Source organism: Thermodesulfobacteriota bacterium (assembly GCA_030583865.1).
Taxonomy (GTDB): Bacteria; Desulfobacterota; GWC2-55-46; order GWC2-55-46; family GWC2-55-46; genus UBA5799.
Genome location: CP129479.1, coordinates 1090028 through 1104847 on the forward strand (window position 1 = coordinate 1090028; position 14820 = coordinate 1104847).

Below are 14820 nucleotides of genomic sequence, written 5' to 3' on the forward strand. Positions count from 1 at the left end.
TATCGCGCTGGTTGCGGCGGTCATTGCATCATGACCGGGCATCATGACCGGGGTCCAAAAACTGAACACGGGGAGGCGACCTTAAGAGTCCTCCCCGTTTTTTTTACGAGGCCCTTCCTTGACTTTCCCTTCCCTTTGTAATATCCTGCTTTTATAACCGCCCGATATTGTTGAGGCAACTTCTGAAAATTGATCTTTTTCCCGGACTCTTTTTCATGCCGGGAAATAAAATGCTCACATATTCCCATATATGCTCCGCTTTTATTTCCCGGCCTTCCTTAGATTGCGGAAAAATCTCTGATTCTTAGAAGTTGCCTTAGGATTTTCATTAGCCGCCATCAAGCCTCCGGCGCACGCCCTCAAGATGAACATTGGCAGTAAACTAATACTATCCTTCCTCATAGCAACGCTCCTCCCGACGGTATTCCTGGCGTTTTTCACCACAAACCTCATAAGCGACAGCAGGCGCGAGGACGCCGAAGAGACCATCGGCAATAACCTCAAGGCCGCATGGATGCAATATTATTCCAGGGCCTACCAGATGCAGTACGGTATGCTCCAGGCCTCTACCGAAGGCCACGTGAAAGCGGCCCTGAGGGACCGGGACAAGGCTTGGCTGAGGTCGCAGCTCATCGCATGGAAGGAATACAGGCCGCACGTGGACCTGTGGGCCGTGCTGGACCCGCGGATGAGGACCATAGCCTCGCTGAACGCGAAGGATTCCGGCCTTCTGATGCCGATTAACGGCCTTGTCGAAAAGGCGCTCGGCAGCAGGGAGTCGATAATCTCGACGGAGGTCATCCCGCACGAGTTATTGAAGGCCGAGGGGCTCGCAGGCGCTGCTTCCATTGCCACGGAGGACGGCAGGGTGCTTGGAGACGGCCTCATGCTGGTCGTGGTCACCCCGGTGGTGGACGGCGAGGGCAGCGTCCTCGGGGCGATAATATCAGGCGACCTCATCAATAACGATTTTTTCGTGCCGGACAGCCTTGCGGAATCCATATCCGGCTCGATCGTCGCCATATCCATGGGCGGCACGCAGGTATCGACTAACGGGGTTGACGAAGACGGCGTAAGGGCGGTCGGCCGCCTCATACCCGAGGCGGTCCTCAGCGAGCTTGACTCCAACCTCGGCTACAGGGGGGAGATAGATATAGCCGGGAAGGCCTATTTGTCCGCGTTCGACCCCATAAGGAACAACGAGGGCCTGGTCGTCGGCTCGCTTTTCGTCGGCATCCAGAAGGAGAAGTTCGTCGATCTCCAGTATGCGAACATCAAGGCCGTAGCGACCATAGCGCTCATAGGCATCTTCATGGCCACAGGTGTCGCCTCCTTCCTCACGTACGTCATAACAAGGCCCATACTCTCCCTCAAGAAAAAGGCCCAGCTCGTGGCCGCCGGCGACCTCAACATCAGGATGGGGCCGGTAAAGTCCGGGAATGACGAGATAGCGGACCTGGCGCGCACCTTCGAGCAGATGGTCGAGAGCCTCCGTGACAAGGAGGAGAGCATCAGGGTAAGCCAGGAAAAGCTCGCGACACAGAAAAAGCTGGTGGAGTCGATAATAAACAGCCTCCCTTATTCGCTGTACGTCCTCGAGAGGAACAAGTCCGTGGTAGTCCGGAACAGGCACGCGACCGAGGCCTGCCCTGTCGGGGAATGCGAGGGGCCGGACGGGTGCCTTGAGGAGGACTTCATCTCCCATTTCACGAAGGAGCTGAAAGAAGAGCTCTCCGGCATGGTAGAGAGCGTCTTCGAGACCGGGGAGACCAGAAGCGCGGAATACAGGCTCAACACGCCTGAAGGGGAAAGGGTCATGTTTGCCAGCGTTTTCCCGGTCGTGGCAGGCGGGGCGAGGCCGGCGGAGTTCGTGGTGTGGATGTCAGAGGACATAACCAGGAAAAAGGAGCTCGAATCCAACATAATTTCGAGCGAGAAGCTCGCGGCCGTGGGGCAGCTGGCCGCGGGCATAGCCCACGAGGTCAATAACCCGCTCGGGGGCATATTGAACTGCCTCTATAACCTCAGGAACCGCAAGCTCACCGACGAGCGCAAGGCCGAGTACGTAGATTTCATGGAAGACGGCATCAAGAGGGTCCAGAACATAGTAAGGCAGCTCCTTGATTTCTCGCAGCAGCACACGCCCGAGCTTTCACTCACCGACATAAACTCCATGATCGAGGGCATAATCCCGCTCTTCAGGCATTCTGTCAGGGGCAAGGAGGTCCGGCTCCTCGTGAACCTCAGCCAGGGCCTGCCCCGCATACTCGTGGACAGGCACCAGATCGAGCAGATACTCGTGAACCTGATACTCAATGCCGTGCAGGCGGTCTCATCCGAAGGCCTCATCGAGGTTACGACAAGGCGGGAGGGGAACTGGTTCTGCATACGGATATCCGACAACGGCTGCGGCATACCCCAGGAGAACCTCGGGAGGGTCTTCGACCCGTTCTTCACGACCAAGGGCGTGGGCAAGGGCACGGGCTTGGGCCTTTCGGTGAGCCGTGGTATAATAGAGCGCCACAAGGGCAGGATAGAGGTCGAAAGCCAGCCGGGCAGGGGCAGCACATTCAGGGTGCTCCTGCCGATCGGCGGAGCGGAGGAAGGGGTTTGAGCAGGATTCTTATCATAGACGACGAGCCGCTCATGCGCATCTCCATAGGCGACGCGCTAAAGGACGAGGGCTACGAGGTCTCGGATGCCGCTACCGGAAGGGAAGGCCTGGCCGTCGCCAGGGACGGCATCACCCCCTTCGACATAGTCATAACGGATCTGAGGCTCCCGGACATAGACGGCCTCGAGGTCTTGAAGTCGCTCCGGAAGTCCTCGCCCGAGGCGATGGTCGTCCTCATAACCGCTTTCGGCGCGGTCGAGACCGCCGTAGAGGCCATGAAGTACGGGGCCTACGACTACGTGACAAAGCCCTTCGCAATGGACGAGCTCCTCATCATGATAAGGAGGATGTTGAGGCTCAAGGACCTCGAGCGCGAGAACCAGGCGCTCAAGGAGCAGGTCGAGGGGAGGTATAACTTCAGCGGCATCGTCGGCAGAAGCGATAAGATGAACGAGATATTCGAGATGATAAAGGTCGTCTCGCAGACCGATTCCACGGTCCTCATTCTCGGGGAGAGCGGCACGGGCAAGGAGGTCGTGGCGAGCGCCATACACCGGAACAGCCCCAGGAAGGACGGGCCGTATATAAAAGTAAGCTGCGCCGCCATTCCGGAAACGCTTCTCGAGGCCGAGCTTTTCGGCTACGACAAGGGCGCGTTCACGGGGGCCGTGAAGCAGAAGAAGGGCAGGTTCGAGCTCGCGGACAAGGGCACCATATTCCTCGACGAAATAGGCGAGCTCGCTCCTTCCATACAGGTAAAGCTCCTCAGGGTGCTCCAGGAAAAGGAGTTCGACAGGCTCGGGGGCACCGGCACGGTTAGCGCCGACGTCCGGGTGATATGCGCAACGCAAAGGGACCTTAAAAAAGATGTCCAGAACGGCTCCTTCCGCGAAGACCTCTATTACAGGCTTAACGTGGTGCCGATAGTGCTTCCGCCGCTACGCGAGAGGAAGGGCGACATAATGCTCCTCGCCAACCATTTCCTGAACTACTATTCCGGACTGTGTAAGAAACAGGTAAAGGGCTTTTCGGTCGACGCTGTCGAGGCGCTCATCAAGTACCCGTTCCCGGGTAACGTCCGCGAGCTCGAGCACGCTGTGGAAAGGGCGGTCGTCATGGGCAAGGGCGAGGAGATACAGCCCTGGGACCTCCCGGAAGAGATAGGGAACTCGAACCTCAGCGACTGCCTCAAGGTCTTCCGCAGCGGAGAGGGCAGCTACGAGAACCTCACTAAGGCCATGAAGGACTTCGAGAAGAAATACATCATAAAGGTCCTCGAGGAGACGAACGGGAATAAGACCCTGGCAGCCAAGCTCCTTGGGGTTTCTAGGAAGACCCTCTGGGAGAAGTGCAAGCTCCTTGAGATAATAAGCGGCGAGTGAGGGCAGCCTCTAACAGGCTGCTGAAAAAGTCCATCTGCTTCGAAGGCTACGTCGCTGGCTACGAAGGCGTACACGGAAAGTACGCCTCATTCCTCGCTCCCCTATTCCAATGGGGCCTCGCATCTGGAGCTTTTTGAGCAGCCTGCATAAAAACGGAGTTTTTCAGCAAGCTGCTAGAATTTTTCAGGCCTTATGCCTTGCCTTAAGTATCCTGTCTATCTTGCCGTAATCTCTGATTATTTCAATCTTGTCGTATCTGCCGTCAGCCGCGGCCATGCGCCTCGCTTCACCTGCCTGCCCGTAGCCGATTTCAATAAGAAGCCACCCTCCCGGAGCAAGGAAGAGAGGGGACTCGCTCACTATTCGCCTTATGAAGGAAAGGCCGTCCTCCCCTCCTGAAAGCGCCTCCCTGGGCTCGAAATCCCTGACCTCCGGGTCGAGGCCTTCCATATCCCTTTCCGGTACATAGGGCGGGTTGGAGACTATTATTCCCGCGCTGCCCCTGAGTACGCCGGGAAGCGGTGCGAAGAGGTCTCCGTGAAGGAACCTGATCCTTTCCGCCACCCCGGCCCTTGCGGCGTTCTCCCTTGCGATCTGAAGCGCCTTTTCGGAGATATCCGTTGCGTATACGACAGGGCCCGGCGCTTCGCTCGCTATGGACGCGGCTATGCAGCCGCTACCCGTGCAAAGGTCTATGACGGCCAGGGCGGGGTCCATGTCCTTTCCGAGCTTTATCGCCTCCCCGGCAAGGAGCTCCGTCTCGGGCCTGGGTATGAGGACGTCTTTTGTGACCTTCAGGGTAAGCCCCCTGAAATCCGTCTCACCGAAGATGTACTGGGACGGCTCCCTCTTAACGCGCCTTAAGAGTGCGTCCTCAAGCTCCGCTGCTTTCTCGAAGGGAAGCTCCTTCCTGGCATCGAGGAAAAGGGAGTGCCTCTTTACGCCGAGTATACGCATGAGTATCAGCTCTGCCTCGGCAACCGGCTCCGGGATGCCCGCATTTGAGAGGGCCTCACTGGCCCTCGTAAGCGCCTCTCTTATCGTTTCAGTGCCCGGCATCTACCCGCAAAAGCCCCCTTGAACAAAATAATGGAACGCCCACTTACCTTATGGCAAGAGGGCTCCATTATACATAGGGGTGCCTCTAAAAATTAAGAATTTTTTCTGAGGTCAAGGAAGGGCGGAAATAAAAAGCGCAGCATATATGGGAATATGTGAGCATTTTTATTTCCGCCCTGACATAGAGATCAGGAAAAATAATCATTTTTAGAGGCAGCCATAGATTATTGCGGGGAGCTTGTCAAGGGATTCCGGCGGGCGCGCAATGGCAATACTGTATTGCAGGCCGGCAGGCGCGTTATGGGAATCCGCCCTCAAAACCTCTCGGTGAACTCGGCGACTCTGGGCCTTACAAGCTCCTCGAAGTCCCTGTATTTCATCTCCACGGCCTCGTAATGGGTGCCCGCGTTGAAATAGATGTACTCGTCGCCTGTAAGCGACCTGTCCACCACCGTTTCAACCTGGTACAGGTTCCCGAAAGGGGGCTCGGCCCCGGTCTCGCAATCCGGGAAAAGGTCGGAGAACTCCTCTTCTTTTGCGAGCCTCAGGTCTTTTTTCCCGAGTACGTCACTGAGCCTCCCGAAGTCGACCTTTGAGCTTGCCGGGAGCACAGTCATGACGATCTCCCCGTCAGCCTTGACCATTACGGACTTGGCAAGCTCCCGGCCTTTCACGTGCATGGAGGCTGCCACCTCCTGGGCGGTATATGCCTCGGTGTGGACGAGCGACTTGTACGGTACGTGCCTTTCCTGGAGAAGGTTTTCAAGCCGTTTGGGTATCATGTGCCCCTCCTTGAATTAATTATATACCCTCCGCCGCGAACCGGCAAAAAAGCCCTGCGCGTGTATAATCTGGTTGAGGGCCGTTTAAGGGGGTTTGCATGGTGCTCATACTGCCGGTGGGAAAGATAGAGCGCGAAGCGCTTGAACGGCTCCGTGAAGACCTCGAAAGGGAATTCGGGTTCGAGGCCGCTGTGGCCGATGAGGCTGAAGCCCTTCCCACGCCCGATTTCGCGCTGGACAAGGAGCGGTGGCAGTACGATTCCACCGGCATACTTTATTCCATAATGGAAAGGCCTGAGTTCAAGCGTTACAAGAGGGTGCTGGGCGTGGCATCGGTAGACCTCTTCGCGACGGGACTGAACTTCGTCTTCGGGGAGGCCGGGACCAGGGCCGCGGTCATATCCGCCTTCAGGCTCCGCGAGGCCTTCTACGGCAGGGAGGAAGACACGGGGCTTCTGAGGAAGAGGATGCTGACCGAGGCCGCCCACGAGCTGGGACACACCTACGGGCTCGGGCACTGCGCGTTCCCGGAATGCGTCATGTTCTTTTCAAGCACCATAGAGGACACGGACAGGAAGGGGCCGAGCTTCAAGGGGAGGTGCCTGGAGAAGATAAGGGAGTCGGGGGCCTTCGGGAAATGAAAAGGCCCGGGGCAGCTGCCCCGGGCCTCGAACCGCGCAGGCGGACGACAAACCGGCTTGCGGCGATTAAGCCGCCTGGGCCTTCTTTATTACCATTGCCCTCTCGCTGCCCGTGATGAACGCGTCCGATTCCGGATAGAGTATGTGCTCCTCTTTCATGTTGTGGTCGAGCAGAATGCCGAGGAGATTGCTTGAGCCGGACTCCGCGCCAGCGGCGTCGTGCCTGTCGGTTGCGCCTAGTATCTGGTCAAGGAGCGCCTGTATCTCCTTGTGCTCCATCCTCATGACGAAGGTCGGCCCCGCGTCCCGCATCCCGGTCTTTTCCTCGAAAACGGGAAAGAGGATCTCCTCCTCTATGCGGATGTGCTTCTTGAGCCCCAGGCTGAATTCCCTGAAGGCCCTGGACGCGTCCTCCCATCTGGAGTCCTTGACTGCGGCCTTGAAGCCTTCGAATATCGTGTCCAGCCTCCGGTGGTCGGTCTGGAGGTAATCGGTTATGGTGATATCGGGATTCGGCCTTTCCCTCTTTACGATGCTCACCCTCCAGGCCTCGGGGCCCGCCTCGAGCGTCCACCAGTCGAACTCGCCGTCGTGCTCGGCCTGGAACTGGTAAAGGAGCGGCTTGGGCTCGTGGTCGTTTACGAGAGTGAACGACTCCCCGGGCTTGAGGCCCCTGTAAAGCTCGAATATTTTGGCATGTCTGTCCCTCGGGACCATATCCCTTACGTCCAGGACCTTTTCCATCTATGTCATTCCTCCTTGTTTGTTTTCCGTTTATCTTACCCGAAGGATATTTTCCTATGCAATAGGCCATATGAAAATGACAAAAATCAATAGCCGAATCTCTGGCACGCAGGGCTCAGTCTAAAAGCCTCGGAGGCCTTTCGAGGGAGGGGTCCCTTTGAATGGCCTCCCTGTAATGCTCCATGGCCTCGGGAAGGAAGGACCTAAGCTCATCTACCCTCTTCCTGTCGGTCGGGTGGGTCGAGAGGAACTCCGGGGGAGACGCGCCTTCCCTTTCGGCCATCCTCTCCCAGAACTCTACGGCCGACTCCGGGTTGTACCCGGCCTTGGCCATAAGGATGAGCCCGATCCTGTCGGCCTCGAGCTCGTGCTTCCTGCTGTACGGGAGGAGCACCCCCACTTTTGCGCCGAGGCCGTAAGCCTGGAGGAGCCCCTCGCGGGCGACCGGGCTTGTGCCCAGAAGCGCGGCGGAAAGCGCGGCCCCGCCTATCTGGAGCGCCTGCTGCTGTGACATCCTCTCGGCGCCGTGCCGCGCTATGACATGGGCCACTTCGTGACCCATGACCGCCGCCATCCCGGCCTCGTCCCGGCAGACCGGCAGTATGCCGGTATTTAGGGCAACCTTGCCGCCGGGCAGGGCGAACGCGTTCACAGAAGGGTTTTCTATGACGACGAACTCCCATTCGTAGTCGGGCTTGTCGGCGGCAGAGGCTATCCTTGCGCCGACCTCCTTCGCGAGGGAGTTGTACCTGGCGTTCTCGCTCAAGTCGGCCTCGGCCTTTATCTGGCTGAAGAGCGTACGGCCTATCCTCTCCTCCTGGCTTTCGGAGACGATCATTATCTGGGTGCGCTCGGTGTACGGTACCCTTGCGCACCCTGAAAATGCGAGGAGGACTGCGGCCAAGAAGAGCACGGTCCTGGTCATGGGTATAGACCCCCGGTGTCTGCCATGCTCCGATTCTAAACCTTTTCGGGAGAAATCACAACCACGAGGAGCCGGGGCGACGCCTGCGTTTTTTTGTGGAAATAAGGCGAGAGGCCAGGGATTATTCCGGGCAGATGGGTGAGTTGACATGGTTTTGAAAGGCTCCTAAAATCAAAATAGACCCTCTTAAGGGGGTCGGTTTGATTGGAGAGGAGGAATTCAATGGCAAGCAAAACATGTCACATAAACAGCTCGAACGCGGACGATATCAGGAAGTCCGTAGGCATCGGCGACAGCGAGGCCCGCAGGCTCGTTGATTACAGGTCTGAGCACGGCAGTTTCAGGACCCTTGACGACCTCATGAACGTCCCCGGGTTCTCACCGGACACCGTGGAAAAGCTCAAAAGCGAGTGCGATCTCGACTAGCCGCCCAGGTAGAAACCGGACATCAATCGGCATGATTTGTCCGGTTTTTATTTCACCCCTTAACAGGGCCCCTGGCCCGACGCCACGATGTGTCCCGCCTTGCCCTTTTCATAACATCCTGTTTTGACAGGCATTTCACCGTTCCCTTATGGCGGCTCAACCTTTTGTCCGCTAACCGCTCAACCCTTTTCATTATTCGTAAATCAACCAAATGCCAGTCAATAATGAATCTCTAAGTCTATACAGGGGTTTCCGTGCACTCCGATAAGCCATGTAGAAGTATGCAGGGGGTAACGGTTTGGAAAAGCAGCAAAAAACAGCGGCTGTGCTTGACGGCCTGATGATCGCAAAAAAAACGTCGGGCAGGTGGGGGGCGGCGGTTGCCTCGGTTGTCGTTTCCGCGGCGGCATTCGCGTACATGTTTTTTAGTGGCGACTCGATTGAGAGCGCCCTGTACCTGGCGCTCTGGTCGGTGTTCGCAGTCTTCGTCGCGGCTTTCGCATCGAGGAGCCGCGGCGTGATGCTCTCAGAGCTCAAGGACGAGGAGCTGGTAAGGGAGCTTGCCGAAAGGACGATCCACTATAGCTCGAGGAAGAAAAGGCTCACGAAGTTCTTCAGCTCGCAGCATGACTTGAATAGCCTTACCCGGAGCCATCTCTCCGAGGTCATAGACGAGACGGGCACGGCGGCCGGGAGGATAATGAACCAGTCGCAGCGCATAGATTCCGCGATGTGCCAGATGCAGGGCACGATCGAAGGGCTGCAGGCCGAGAGCAAGGCCATGGCCAGGGCAACGGGCGAGACCATCGCCAGGAACGAGGCCAACATAGCGGGACTGAAGGAATACATCGGGAAGCGCAGGGCAGACGTGGAGGAAGACTACAGGACCGTGCTGGCCCTGGCCGATGAGGCGAGGTCGATGACGAGCCTAGTGGACCTCCTGAAGGGCATAAGCGACCAGACTAACCTCCTTGCCCTCAACGCCGCCATAGAGGCCGCAAGGGCGGGCGAGCACGGAAGGGGCTTCGCCATAGTCGCGGACGAGGTAAGGAAGCTTTCGAAGAACTCCGAGGAGGCCGCCGGAAAGATAGGCAAGGCCATGATAAAGATGGCGGAGGAGATAGAGACGAAGTTCGCGCTCAAGCTGAACCAGGACAGGCACGCCGGGGAATCGTCGCTCCTCCTTGACCTCCAGAGCCAGCTCTCGTCGCTCGGCGAGGGCTACCGGAAGCTCGACAATCTGAACAGGCAGATACTTGAGCAGGTGGGCGAGAGCGGGGCCCAGGTCTCGGCGGAGGTCCTCGAGCTCATAGCCGGGGTGCAGTTCCAGGACATAGTCCGACAGCAGATAGAGCTCGTGATAAAGACCCTCGCCGACTCCGACCAGTACATGAAGAGCATCGAAGGGTGCCTCGAGGAAGGGCACCTCTGCGAGGAGGAGTGCAGGATAGGCGAGTTCGGCATAGAAAAGGTGCGAGAGCACTACGTCATGGAGAGGCAGCGGGCAACCCACAACTCGTTCATCGATTCAAATGGCGATCCTCGAACCCACGCGCCGGCCAAGGCCGCGCCGGATGAGGGCAACGTCGTCTTTTTTTAGCGTAAGCACGGAGGGAAAATGGCCAAGACAATAATGGTGGTCGACGACTCGGCTTCGATAAGGCAGGTCATGAACCTGACCCTCAAGAAAGCCGGATACGACGTTATCGAGGCCAGCGACGGCTCGGACGCGCTCGGAAAACTCGGCGCCCAGAAGATAAACCTCATAGTCTGCGACGTGAACATGCCCAACATGGACGGCATCACTTTCTTGAAGAGCCTGAAGGAGAAGCCGACCCACAAGTTCACGCCAGTCATCATGCTCACGACGGAGTCGCAGGAATCGAAAAAGCAGGAAGGCAAGGCGGCCGGGGCCAGGGCATGGATAGTAAAGCCCTTCAAGCCCGAACAGATGCTCGAGGCGGTCTCGAAGCTCATATTGCCTTAAGGTGGAGAAACCTATGCCGGTACACATCGGGAAAGACGCGGGGAACGGGTCCATAAGCGTGGAAGGCGAGATGAACATCTACTTCGCCAATGAGCTGAAGGAAGGGCTCATGAAGGCCGTGGAGGGGAAAGGCAGCGTGAGTCTCGACCTTTCGGGGGTCACAGAGATGGACTCTTCGGGGCTCCAGGTATTGCTCCTGGCGTGGAGGGAGGCGAACAGGAACGGCGTGCCGTTCAGGCTTACGGGCGCAAGCACCCCGGTCGACGAGGTCCTCCGCCTCTTCGACCTCAAGAAGCTCTTCTGCGAAGACATGGAGACTGCGTAATGGAAATAGACCTCGGACAGGCGAAGACGACCTTCCTGGCGGAAAGCCAGGAGCTCCTCGAGGAGATGGAGAGCTCGCTCCTCATCCTGGAGCGGGACCCCGCCGACCAGAACGCCATAAACTCCCTTTTCAGGGCCGCCCATACGATAAAGGGCTCTTCGGGAGTCCTCGGCATCGAGACGGTCGAGAAGTTCACCCATCTCGTAGAGAACCTCCTTGAGAAGATGAGGACCGGCCAGATAAAGTCGGATTCCGGCAATATAGAGCTCCTCCTCCAGTGCAGGGACCACATCTCCAGCCTCATAGCGCTCGCCGCGGACGAAGTCGAGGGGCTCTCCGGAGACCTCCTCAGGGCCGGCAATGAGCTCTCGGCGAGGCTCGCCGCGTGCCTGGACGAAAAGGATGACGCGCCGGCAGCTCAAATTGAAACGCCCGAGGCCCTGGGGGGACCGAGCTCCAGGACCGACGCATGGCACATATCCGTCAGGTTCGGAACGAACACCTTGAAAACAGGTATGGACCCCATATCCTTTATCGCCTATCTGGCGAAGATGGGCGAGGTCGTAAGCATAACCACGCTCTTCTTCTCCATGCCCGGGCCCGAGGAGATGGACCCGGAGGACTGCTATCTCGGTTTCGAGATAGACCTTAAGAGCGATTTCGACAAGAAGGCCATCGAGGACGTCTTTGATTTCGTGCGGGACGAATCGACCATCCGCATCCTCCCTCCTTACAGCAGGGTGGCCTCTTACGTGGAGCTCATAAAGGGCATGCCCGAGGACGCGCTCCTTTTAGGCGAGATACTCGTCAAGGGCGGCGTGCTAACGGCCGGCGAGCTCGAGGAGGCGCTCAAGTACCAGGACGAAAGCCAGGCCGCGGAAAGGCCGCGCATAGGGGAGATACTCGTCGAAGAGGGCGCGACTTACCCTGAAATAATAAACGCCGCTCTTGAGAAGCAGAAGAAAAACCAGATAGTAAGCGCGAAAGAGGCAGCGACGGTAAGGATTGACGCCGCCAAGCTCGACTCCCTCATGAACCTCGTCGGCGAGCTCGTAATAGCCGGGGCGGGCATCGACCAGCACGCCGGAAGGATAGGCGACACGGCCCTGCAGGAGTCGGCCTCCATAATGCTCCGGCTTGTCGAGGAGATAAGGGAGAGCGCCATGAAAGTGAGGATGGTCCCCATAGGCGAGACCTTCAACCGCTTCAGGAGGGTGGTGAGGGACATAAGCAAGGAGCTCGGCAAGGAAATAGAGATTTCCATAAGCGGCGCGGAGACGGAGCTCGACAAGAACGTCATCGAGAAGATAAGCGACCCTCTCATGCATCTTGTGCGGAACGCCGCGGACCACGGCATCGAGACGACCGAGGCCAGAAAGGCCGCCGGGAAGAGAGCGTCCGGGACCATACGCCTGAAGGCGGGCCACGACGCCGGGTGCATAGTCATCGAGGTCGAGGACGACGGCAGGGGGCTCGACCGCGAGAAGATCGTCGAAAAGGCGGTTGCAAGGGGGCTCGTAGCCGCCGGGCAGCAGCTCACGGACGCGGAGGCCTTCAAGCTCGTGTTCGAGCCCGGTTTCTCGACCGCCGACGAGGTCACGAAGTTCTCCGGAAGGGGCGTCGGCATGGACGTCGTGAGGAAGAACATAGAGGCCCTCAGGGGCACGATAGACATGGAGAGCGCAGCGGGCAGGGGCACGACCGTAAGGGTGAGGCTCCCCCTCACAATGGCCATTATAGACGGCTTCATGGTGGGGATAGGGCAGTCGCCCTACATCATCCCGCTCGACATGGTCGTCGAGTGCGTGGAGTTGACGGAGGAGGACAGGAGGGCGGCCGGGAAGAGGAATTACGTGAACCTCCGCGGCGAGGTGCTCCCGTTCATAAGGCTCAAGGACTTCTTCAACGAAACCGGCGCGGACTCGAAATACGAGAACATCGTCATCGTCCAGTACGCCGGCCACAAGATAGGGCTCGTGGTCGACGAGCTCTTCGGCGAGGTGCAGACGGTAATAAAGTCGCTCGGCAGGGTCTACCGGGAGGTAAAGGGCATCTCCGGAGCGACCATACTCGGAAACGGCAGGGTCGCGCTGATTCTCGACGTGCCGAGGCTCATGCAGACCATAGAAAAGAATTATTTCGCGAGGGCGGGGTGAAATGGGCGGCAGGGCTCGTGCGGCGGAATCGAAGGTCTCAAAAAACTTTATAGATGAATGAAGGAGGTTTTTGACAATGGATTTCCTGAAGAACATGAAGACGCGGTCAAAGCTTTTTCTTAGTTTCGCGATGCTGATACTCTTTGTCCTGGGGCTCGGGGTCTTGAGCATAGACAGGATAACCGGCATGAGGGACGACATACAGTCATTCTATGACGACAGGTTCGTGCCGACCGTCGACCTCGGTAAGATGAACAACGAACTCGCGTCCCTCCGGATAGGCGCCCTCCAGATAATGAACGAGAGGGACGCATCCAGGAGGCAGCAGCATTACAACAGCGCCACCGAGTCGGAGACCGAGGTGAATAACCTCATCGAGAAATACGGGGCCACTTACCTTACGGATGAAGAGAAAAAGGTATTCGACGAAATGAAGGCCGCGTGGGTGACCTATAACGACTCAAGGCGGAACACCTTCAAGTGGGCCCTCGACGGCGATTTCGAGAGGTCCAGGCACAACGCCCAGACCGACGCGGGGCCTAAGTTCAACTTGCTCGACTCCAAGCTCGTAAGGCTCATACAGATACAGGACGAGGTGGGCAGGGAGATAATAGCCGAGGCCAACAGCAGCTTCGCCATGACGAGGAACGTGGTTGTGGTGGCTACCATCCTGGCCATAGGCATCGCCATAACGCTGGCGCTTGTACTCACGAGCCTCATAGCCAGGCCGCTGGCCGAGGCGACCGCCGCGGCGAACAAGCTCGCCCAGGGCGACCTCGACGCTGACATCCAGACCGGCGGCAAGGACGAGATAGGCACCCTCCTCGAGGCCATGAAGAACATGGTCGGGAAGCTCCGCGAGGTCGTCTCGGACGTAAGGGCCGTCTCGGACAACGTCGCAAGCGGCGCGCAGGAGCTCTCAAGCGGCGCCCAGCAGATATCCCAGGGCTCGACCGAGCAGGCGGCGTCAATCGAGGAGACCTCGTCCTCGATGGAGCAGATGAGCGCCAACATAAGGCAGAACTCGGACAACGCGCAGCAGACCGAGAAGATAGCCCAGAAGTCCGCTGCCGACGCGAAGGAGAGCGGGCAGGCGGTTTCCGAGACCGTGGGCGCTATGAAGGAGATAGCCTCGAAGATATCGATAATCGAGGAGATAGCGAGGCAGACGAACCTCCTTGCCCTGAACGCGGCAATAGAAGCCGCTCGTGCCGGAGAGCACGGGAAGGGATTCGCCGTCGTAGCCTCGGAAGTGAGGAAGCTCGCGGAGAGGAGCCAGACCGCGGCCGGCGAGATATCGAACCTCTCGGCGACGAGCGTACAGATAGCCGAAAAGGCCGGCGAGATGCTCGCAAGGCTCGTCCCCGACATCCAGAAGACCTCGGAGCTCGTGCAGGAGATAACCGCCGCGAGCGCGGAGCAGAACTCCGGCGCAGAGCAGATTAACAAGGCCTTGCAGCAGCTTGACCAGGTCATCCAGCAGAACGCGAGCGGCGCGGAGGAGCTTGCCTCTACTTCAGAGGAGCTATCCTCCCAGTCCGAGCAGCTCCAGAGGACAATAGAGTTCTTCAGGCTTTCCGGGGCAGGCGCTTCAACGAGGGAGAAGGTCACCCCTATAAACAAGGCCAGGCAGTCGAAAATCAAGGCGGCCCATCCGGGCCATAACGCAAGCCTCGGCGCAGGCGCTCACAAGGCCGTTTCCGTCGTAAACAGCCCCGTCAAGCTCAACCTCGGCACCGGCAGGGACGAGGAAGACGGCGAGTTCGTAAAATACTAAGG

The 14820-nt window shown here is 58.3% G+C and carries 13 protein-coding genes; 9 read left to right on the top strand and 4 right to left on the bottom strand.

What is annotated here, in order from left to right; all coding sequences use genetic code 11:
* Positions 1-364: 364 nt before the first annotated feature.
* The gene (locus QY316_05245; GenBank protein ID WKZ33804.1) at positions 365-2614 is read left to right on the top strand and encodes an ATP-binding protein; all 2250 of its coding nucleotides are present in this window, start codon (positions 365-367) and stop codon (positions 2612-2614) included.
* Positions 2611-3996, top strand: a complete 1386-nt coding sequence (locus tag QY316_05250) for a sigma-54 dependent transcriptional regulator (protein ID WKZ33805.1) — start codon at positions 2611-2613, stop codon at positions 3994-3996. The genes QY316_05245 and QY316_05250 overlap by 4 nt, the downstream gene beginning before the upstream one ends.
* Positions 3997-4179: 183 nt before the next feature.
* Here QY316_05250 and prmC read toward each other — a convergent pair whose 3' ends face one another.
* Both prmC and QY316_05260 read right to left on the bottom strand, forming a co-directional pair.
* Positions 4180-5055, bottom strand: coding sequence for a peptide chain release factor N(5)-glutamine methyltransferase (gene prmC / locus QY316_05255; protein ID WKZ33806.1), 876 nt, complete (start codon positions 5053-5055; stop codon positions 4180-4182).
* A gap of 314 nt (positions 5056-5369) precedes the next feature.
* Positions 5370-5837, bottom strand: a complete 468-nt coding sequence (locus QY316_05260; protein ID WKZ33807.1) for a YbaK/EbsC family protein — start codon at positions 5835-5837, stop codon at positions 5370-5372.
* 98 nt (positions 5838-5935) lie between these two features.
* On the opposite strand from QY316_05260, the gene QY316_05265 reads away from it, so the two are divergent.
* Complete coding sequence (locus tag QY316_05265) at positions 5936-6478, top strand: archaemetzincin family Zn-dependent metalloprotease (GenBank protein WKZ33808.1); 543 nt, start codon at positions 5936-5938, stop codon at positions 6476-6478.
* Between the two features lie 66 nt (positions 6479-6544).
* Here the strand turns inward: QY316_05265 and QY316_05270 are convergent, their stop codons facing one another.
* Both QY316_05270 and QY316_05275 read right to left on the bottom strand, forming a co-directional pair.
* On the bottom strand, positions 6545-7222 hold the full coding sequence (locus tag QY316_05270) for a DUF2249 domain-containing protein (GenBank protein ID WKZ33809.1): 678 nt from the start codon (positions 7220-7222) through the stop codon (positions 6545-6547).
* 115 nt (positions 7223-7337) lie between these two features.
* Positions 7338-8147: a M48 family metallopeptidase gene (locus QY316_05275; GenBank protein ID WKZ33810.1), complete on the bottom strand. Its 810-nt coding sequence runs from the start codon at positions 8145-8147 to the stop codon at positions 7338-7340.
* Positions 8148-8369: 222 nt separating this feature from the next.
* Here QY316_05275 and QY316_05280 point away from each other — a divergent pair, with 222 nt between their 5' ends.
* The 6 genes from QY316_05280 (at position 8370) to QY316_05305 (ending at position 14818) form a co-directional block, all read left to right on the top strand.
* A complete protein-coding gene (locus QY316_05280; protein ID WKZ33811.1) occupies positions 8370-8573 on the top strand; it encodes a helix-hairpin-helix domain-containing protein in 204 nt (67 codons plus the stop codon).
* A 298-nt stretch (positions 8574-8871) separates the two neighbouring features.
* The gene (locus tag QY316_05285) at positions 8872-10173 is read left to right on the top strand and encodes a methyl-accepting chemotaxis protein (GenBank protein ID WKZ33812.1); all 1302 of its coding nucleotides are present in this window, start codon (positions 8872-8874) and stop codon (positions 10171-10173) included.
* Between the two features lie 18 nt (positions 10174-10191).
* Positions 10192-10560, top strand: a complete 369-nt coding sequence (locus tag QY316_05290) for a response regulator (protein WKZ33813.1) — start codon at positions 10192-10194, stop codon at positions 10558-10560.
* A 13-nt stretch (positions 10561-10573) separates the two neighbouring features.
* The gene (locus tag QY316_05295) at positions 10574-10885 is read left to right on the top strand and encodes an STAS domain-containing protein (protein WKZ33814.1); all 312 of its coding nucleotides are present in this window, start codon (positions 10574-10576) and stop codon (positions 10883-10885) included.
* The gene (locus QY316_05300; GenBank protein ID WKZ33815.1) at positions 10885-13041 is read left to right on the top strand and encodes a chemotaxis protein CheA; all 2157 of its coding nucleotides are present in this window, start codon (positions 10885-10887) and stop codon (positions 13039-13041) included. Before QY316_05295 ends, QY316_05300 begins: the two co-directional genes overlap by 1 nt.
* 76 nt (positions 13042-13117) lie before the next feature.
* Complete coding sequence (locus QY316_05305) at positions 13118-14818, top strand: methyl-accepting chemotaxis protein (GenBank protein WKZ33816.1); 1701 nt, start codon at positions 13118-13120, stop codon at positions 14816-14818.
* Positions 14819-14820 lie beyond the last annotated feature (2 nt).

Coding starts and splice junctions, on each gene's coding strand:
- QY316_05260 (WKZ33807.1), bottom strand. CDS start 5,837: ATGATACCCAAACGGCTTGAAAACCTTCTCCAGGAAAGGCACGTACCG.
- QY316_05300 (WKZ33815.1), top strand. CDS start 10,885: ATGGAAATAGACCTCGGACAGGCGAAGACGACCTTCCTGGCGGAAAGC.
- prmC (WKZ33806.1), bottom strand. CDS start 5,055: ATGCCGGGCACTGAAACGATAAGAGAGGCGCTTACGAGGGCCAGTGAG.
- QY316_05265 (WKZ33808.1), top strand. CDS start 5,936: ATGGTGCTCATACTGCCGGTGGGAAAGATAGAGCGCGAAGCGCTTGAA.
- QY316_05275 (WKZ33810.1), bottom strand. CDS start 8,147: ATGACCAGGACCGTGCTCTTCTTGGCCGCAGTCCTCCTCGCATTTTCA.
- QY316_05245 (WKZ33804.1), top strand. CDS start 365: ATGAACATTGGCAGTAAACTAATACTATCCTTCCTCATAGCAACGCTC.
- QY316_05290 (WKZ33813.1), top strand. CDS start 10,192: ATGGCCAAGACAATAATGGTGGTCGACGACTCGGCTTCGATAAGGCAG.
- QY316_05280 (WKZ33811.1), top strand. CDS start 8,370: ATGGCAAGCAAAACATGTCACATAAACAGCTCGAACGCGGACGATATC.
- QY316_05305 (WKZ33816.1), top strand. CDS start 13,118: ATGGATTTCCTGAAGAACATGAAGACGCGGTCAAAGCTTTTTCTTAGT.
- QY316_05270 (WKZ33809.1), bottom strand. CDS start 7,222: ATGGAAAAGGTCCTGGACGTAAGGGATATGGTCCCGAGGGACAGACAT.
- QY316_05295 (WKZ33814.1), top strand. CDS start 10,574: ATGCCGGTACACATCGGGAAAGACGCGGGGAACGGGTCCATAAGCGTG.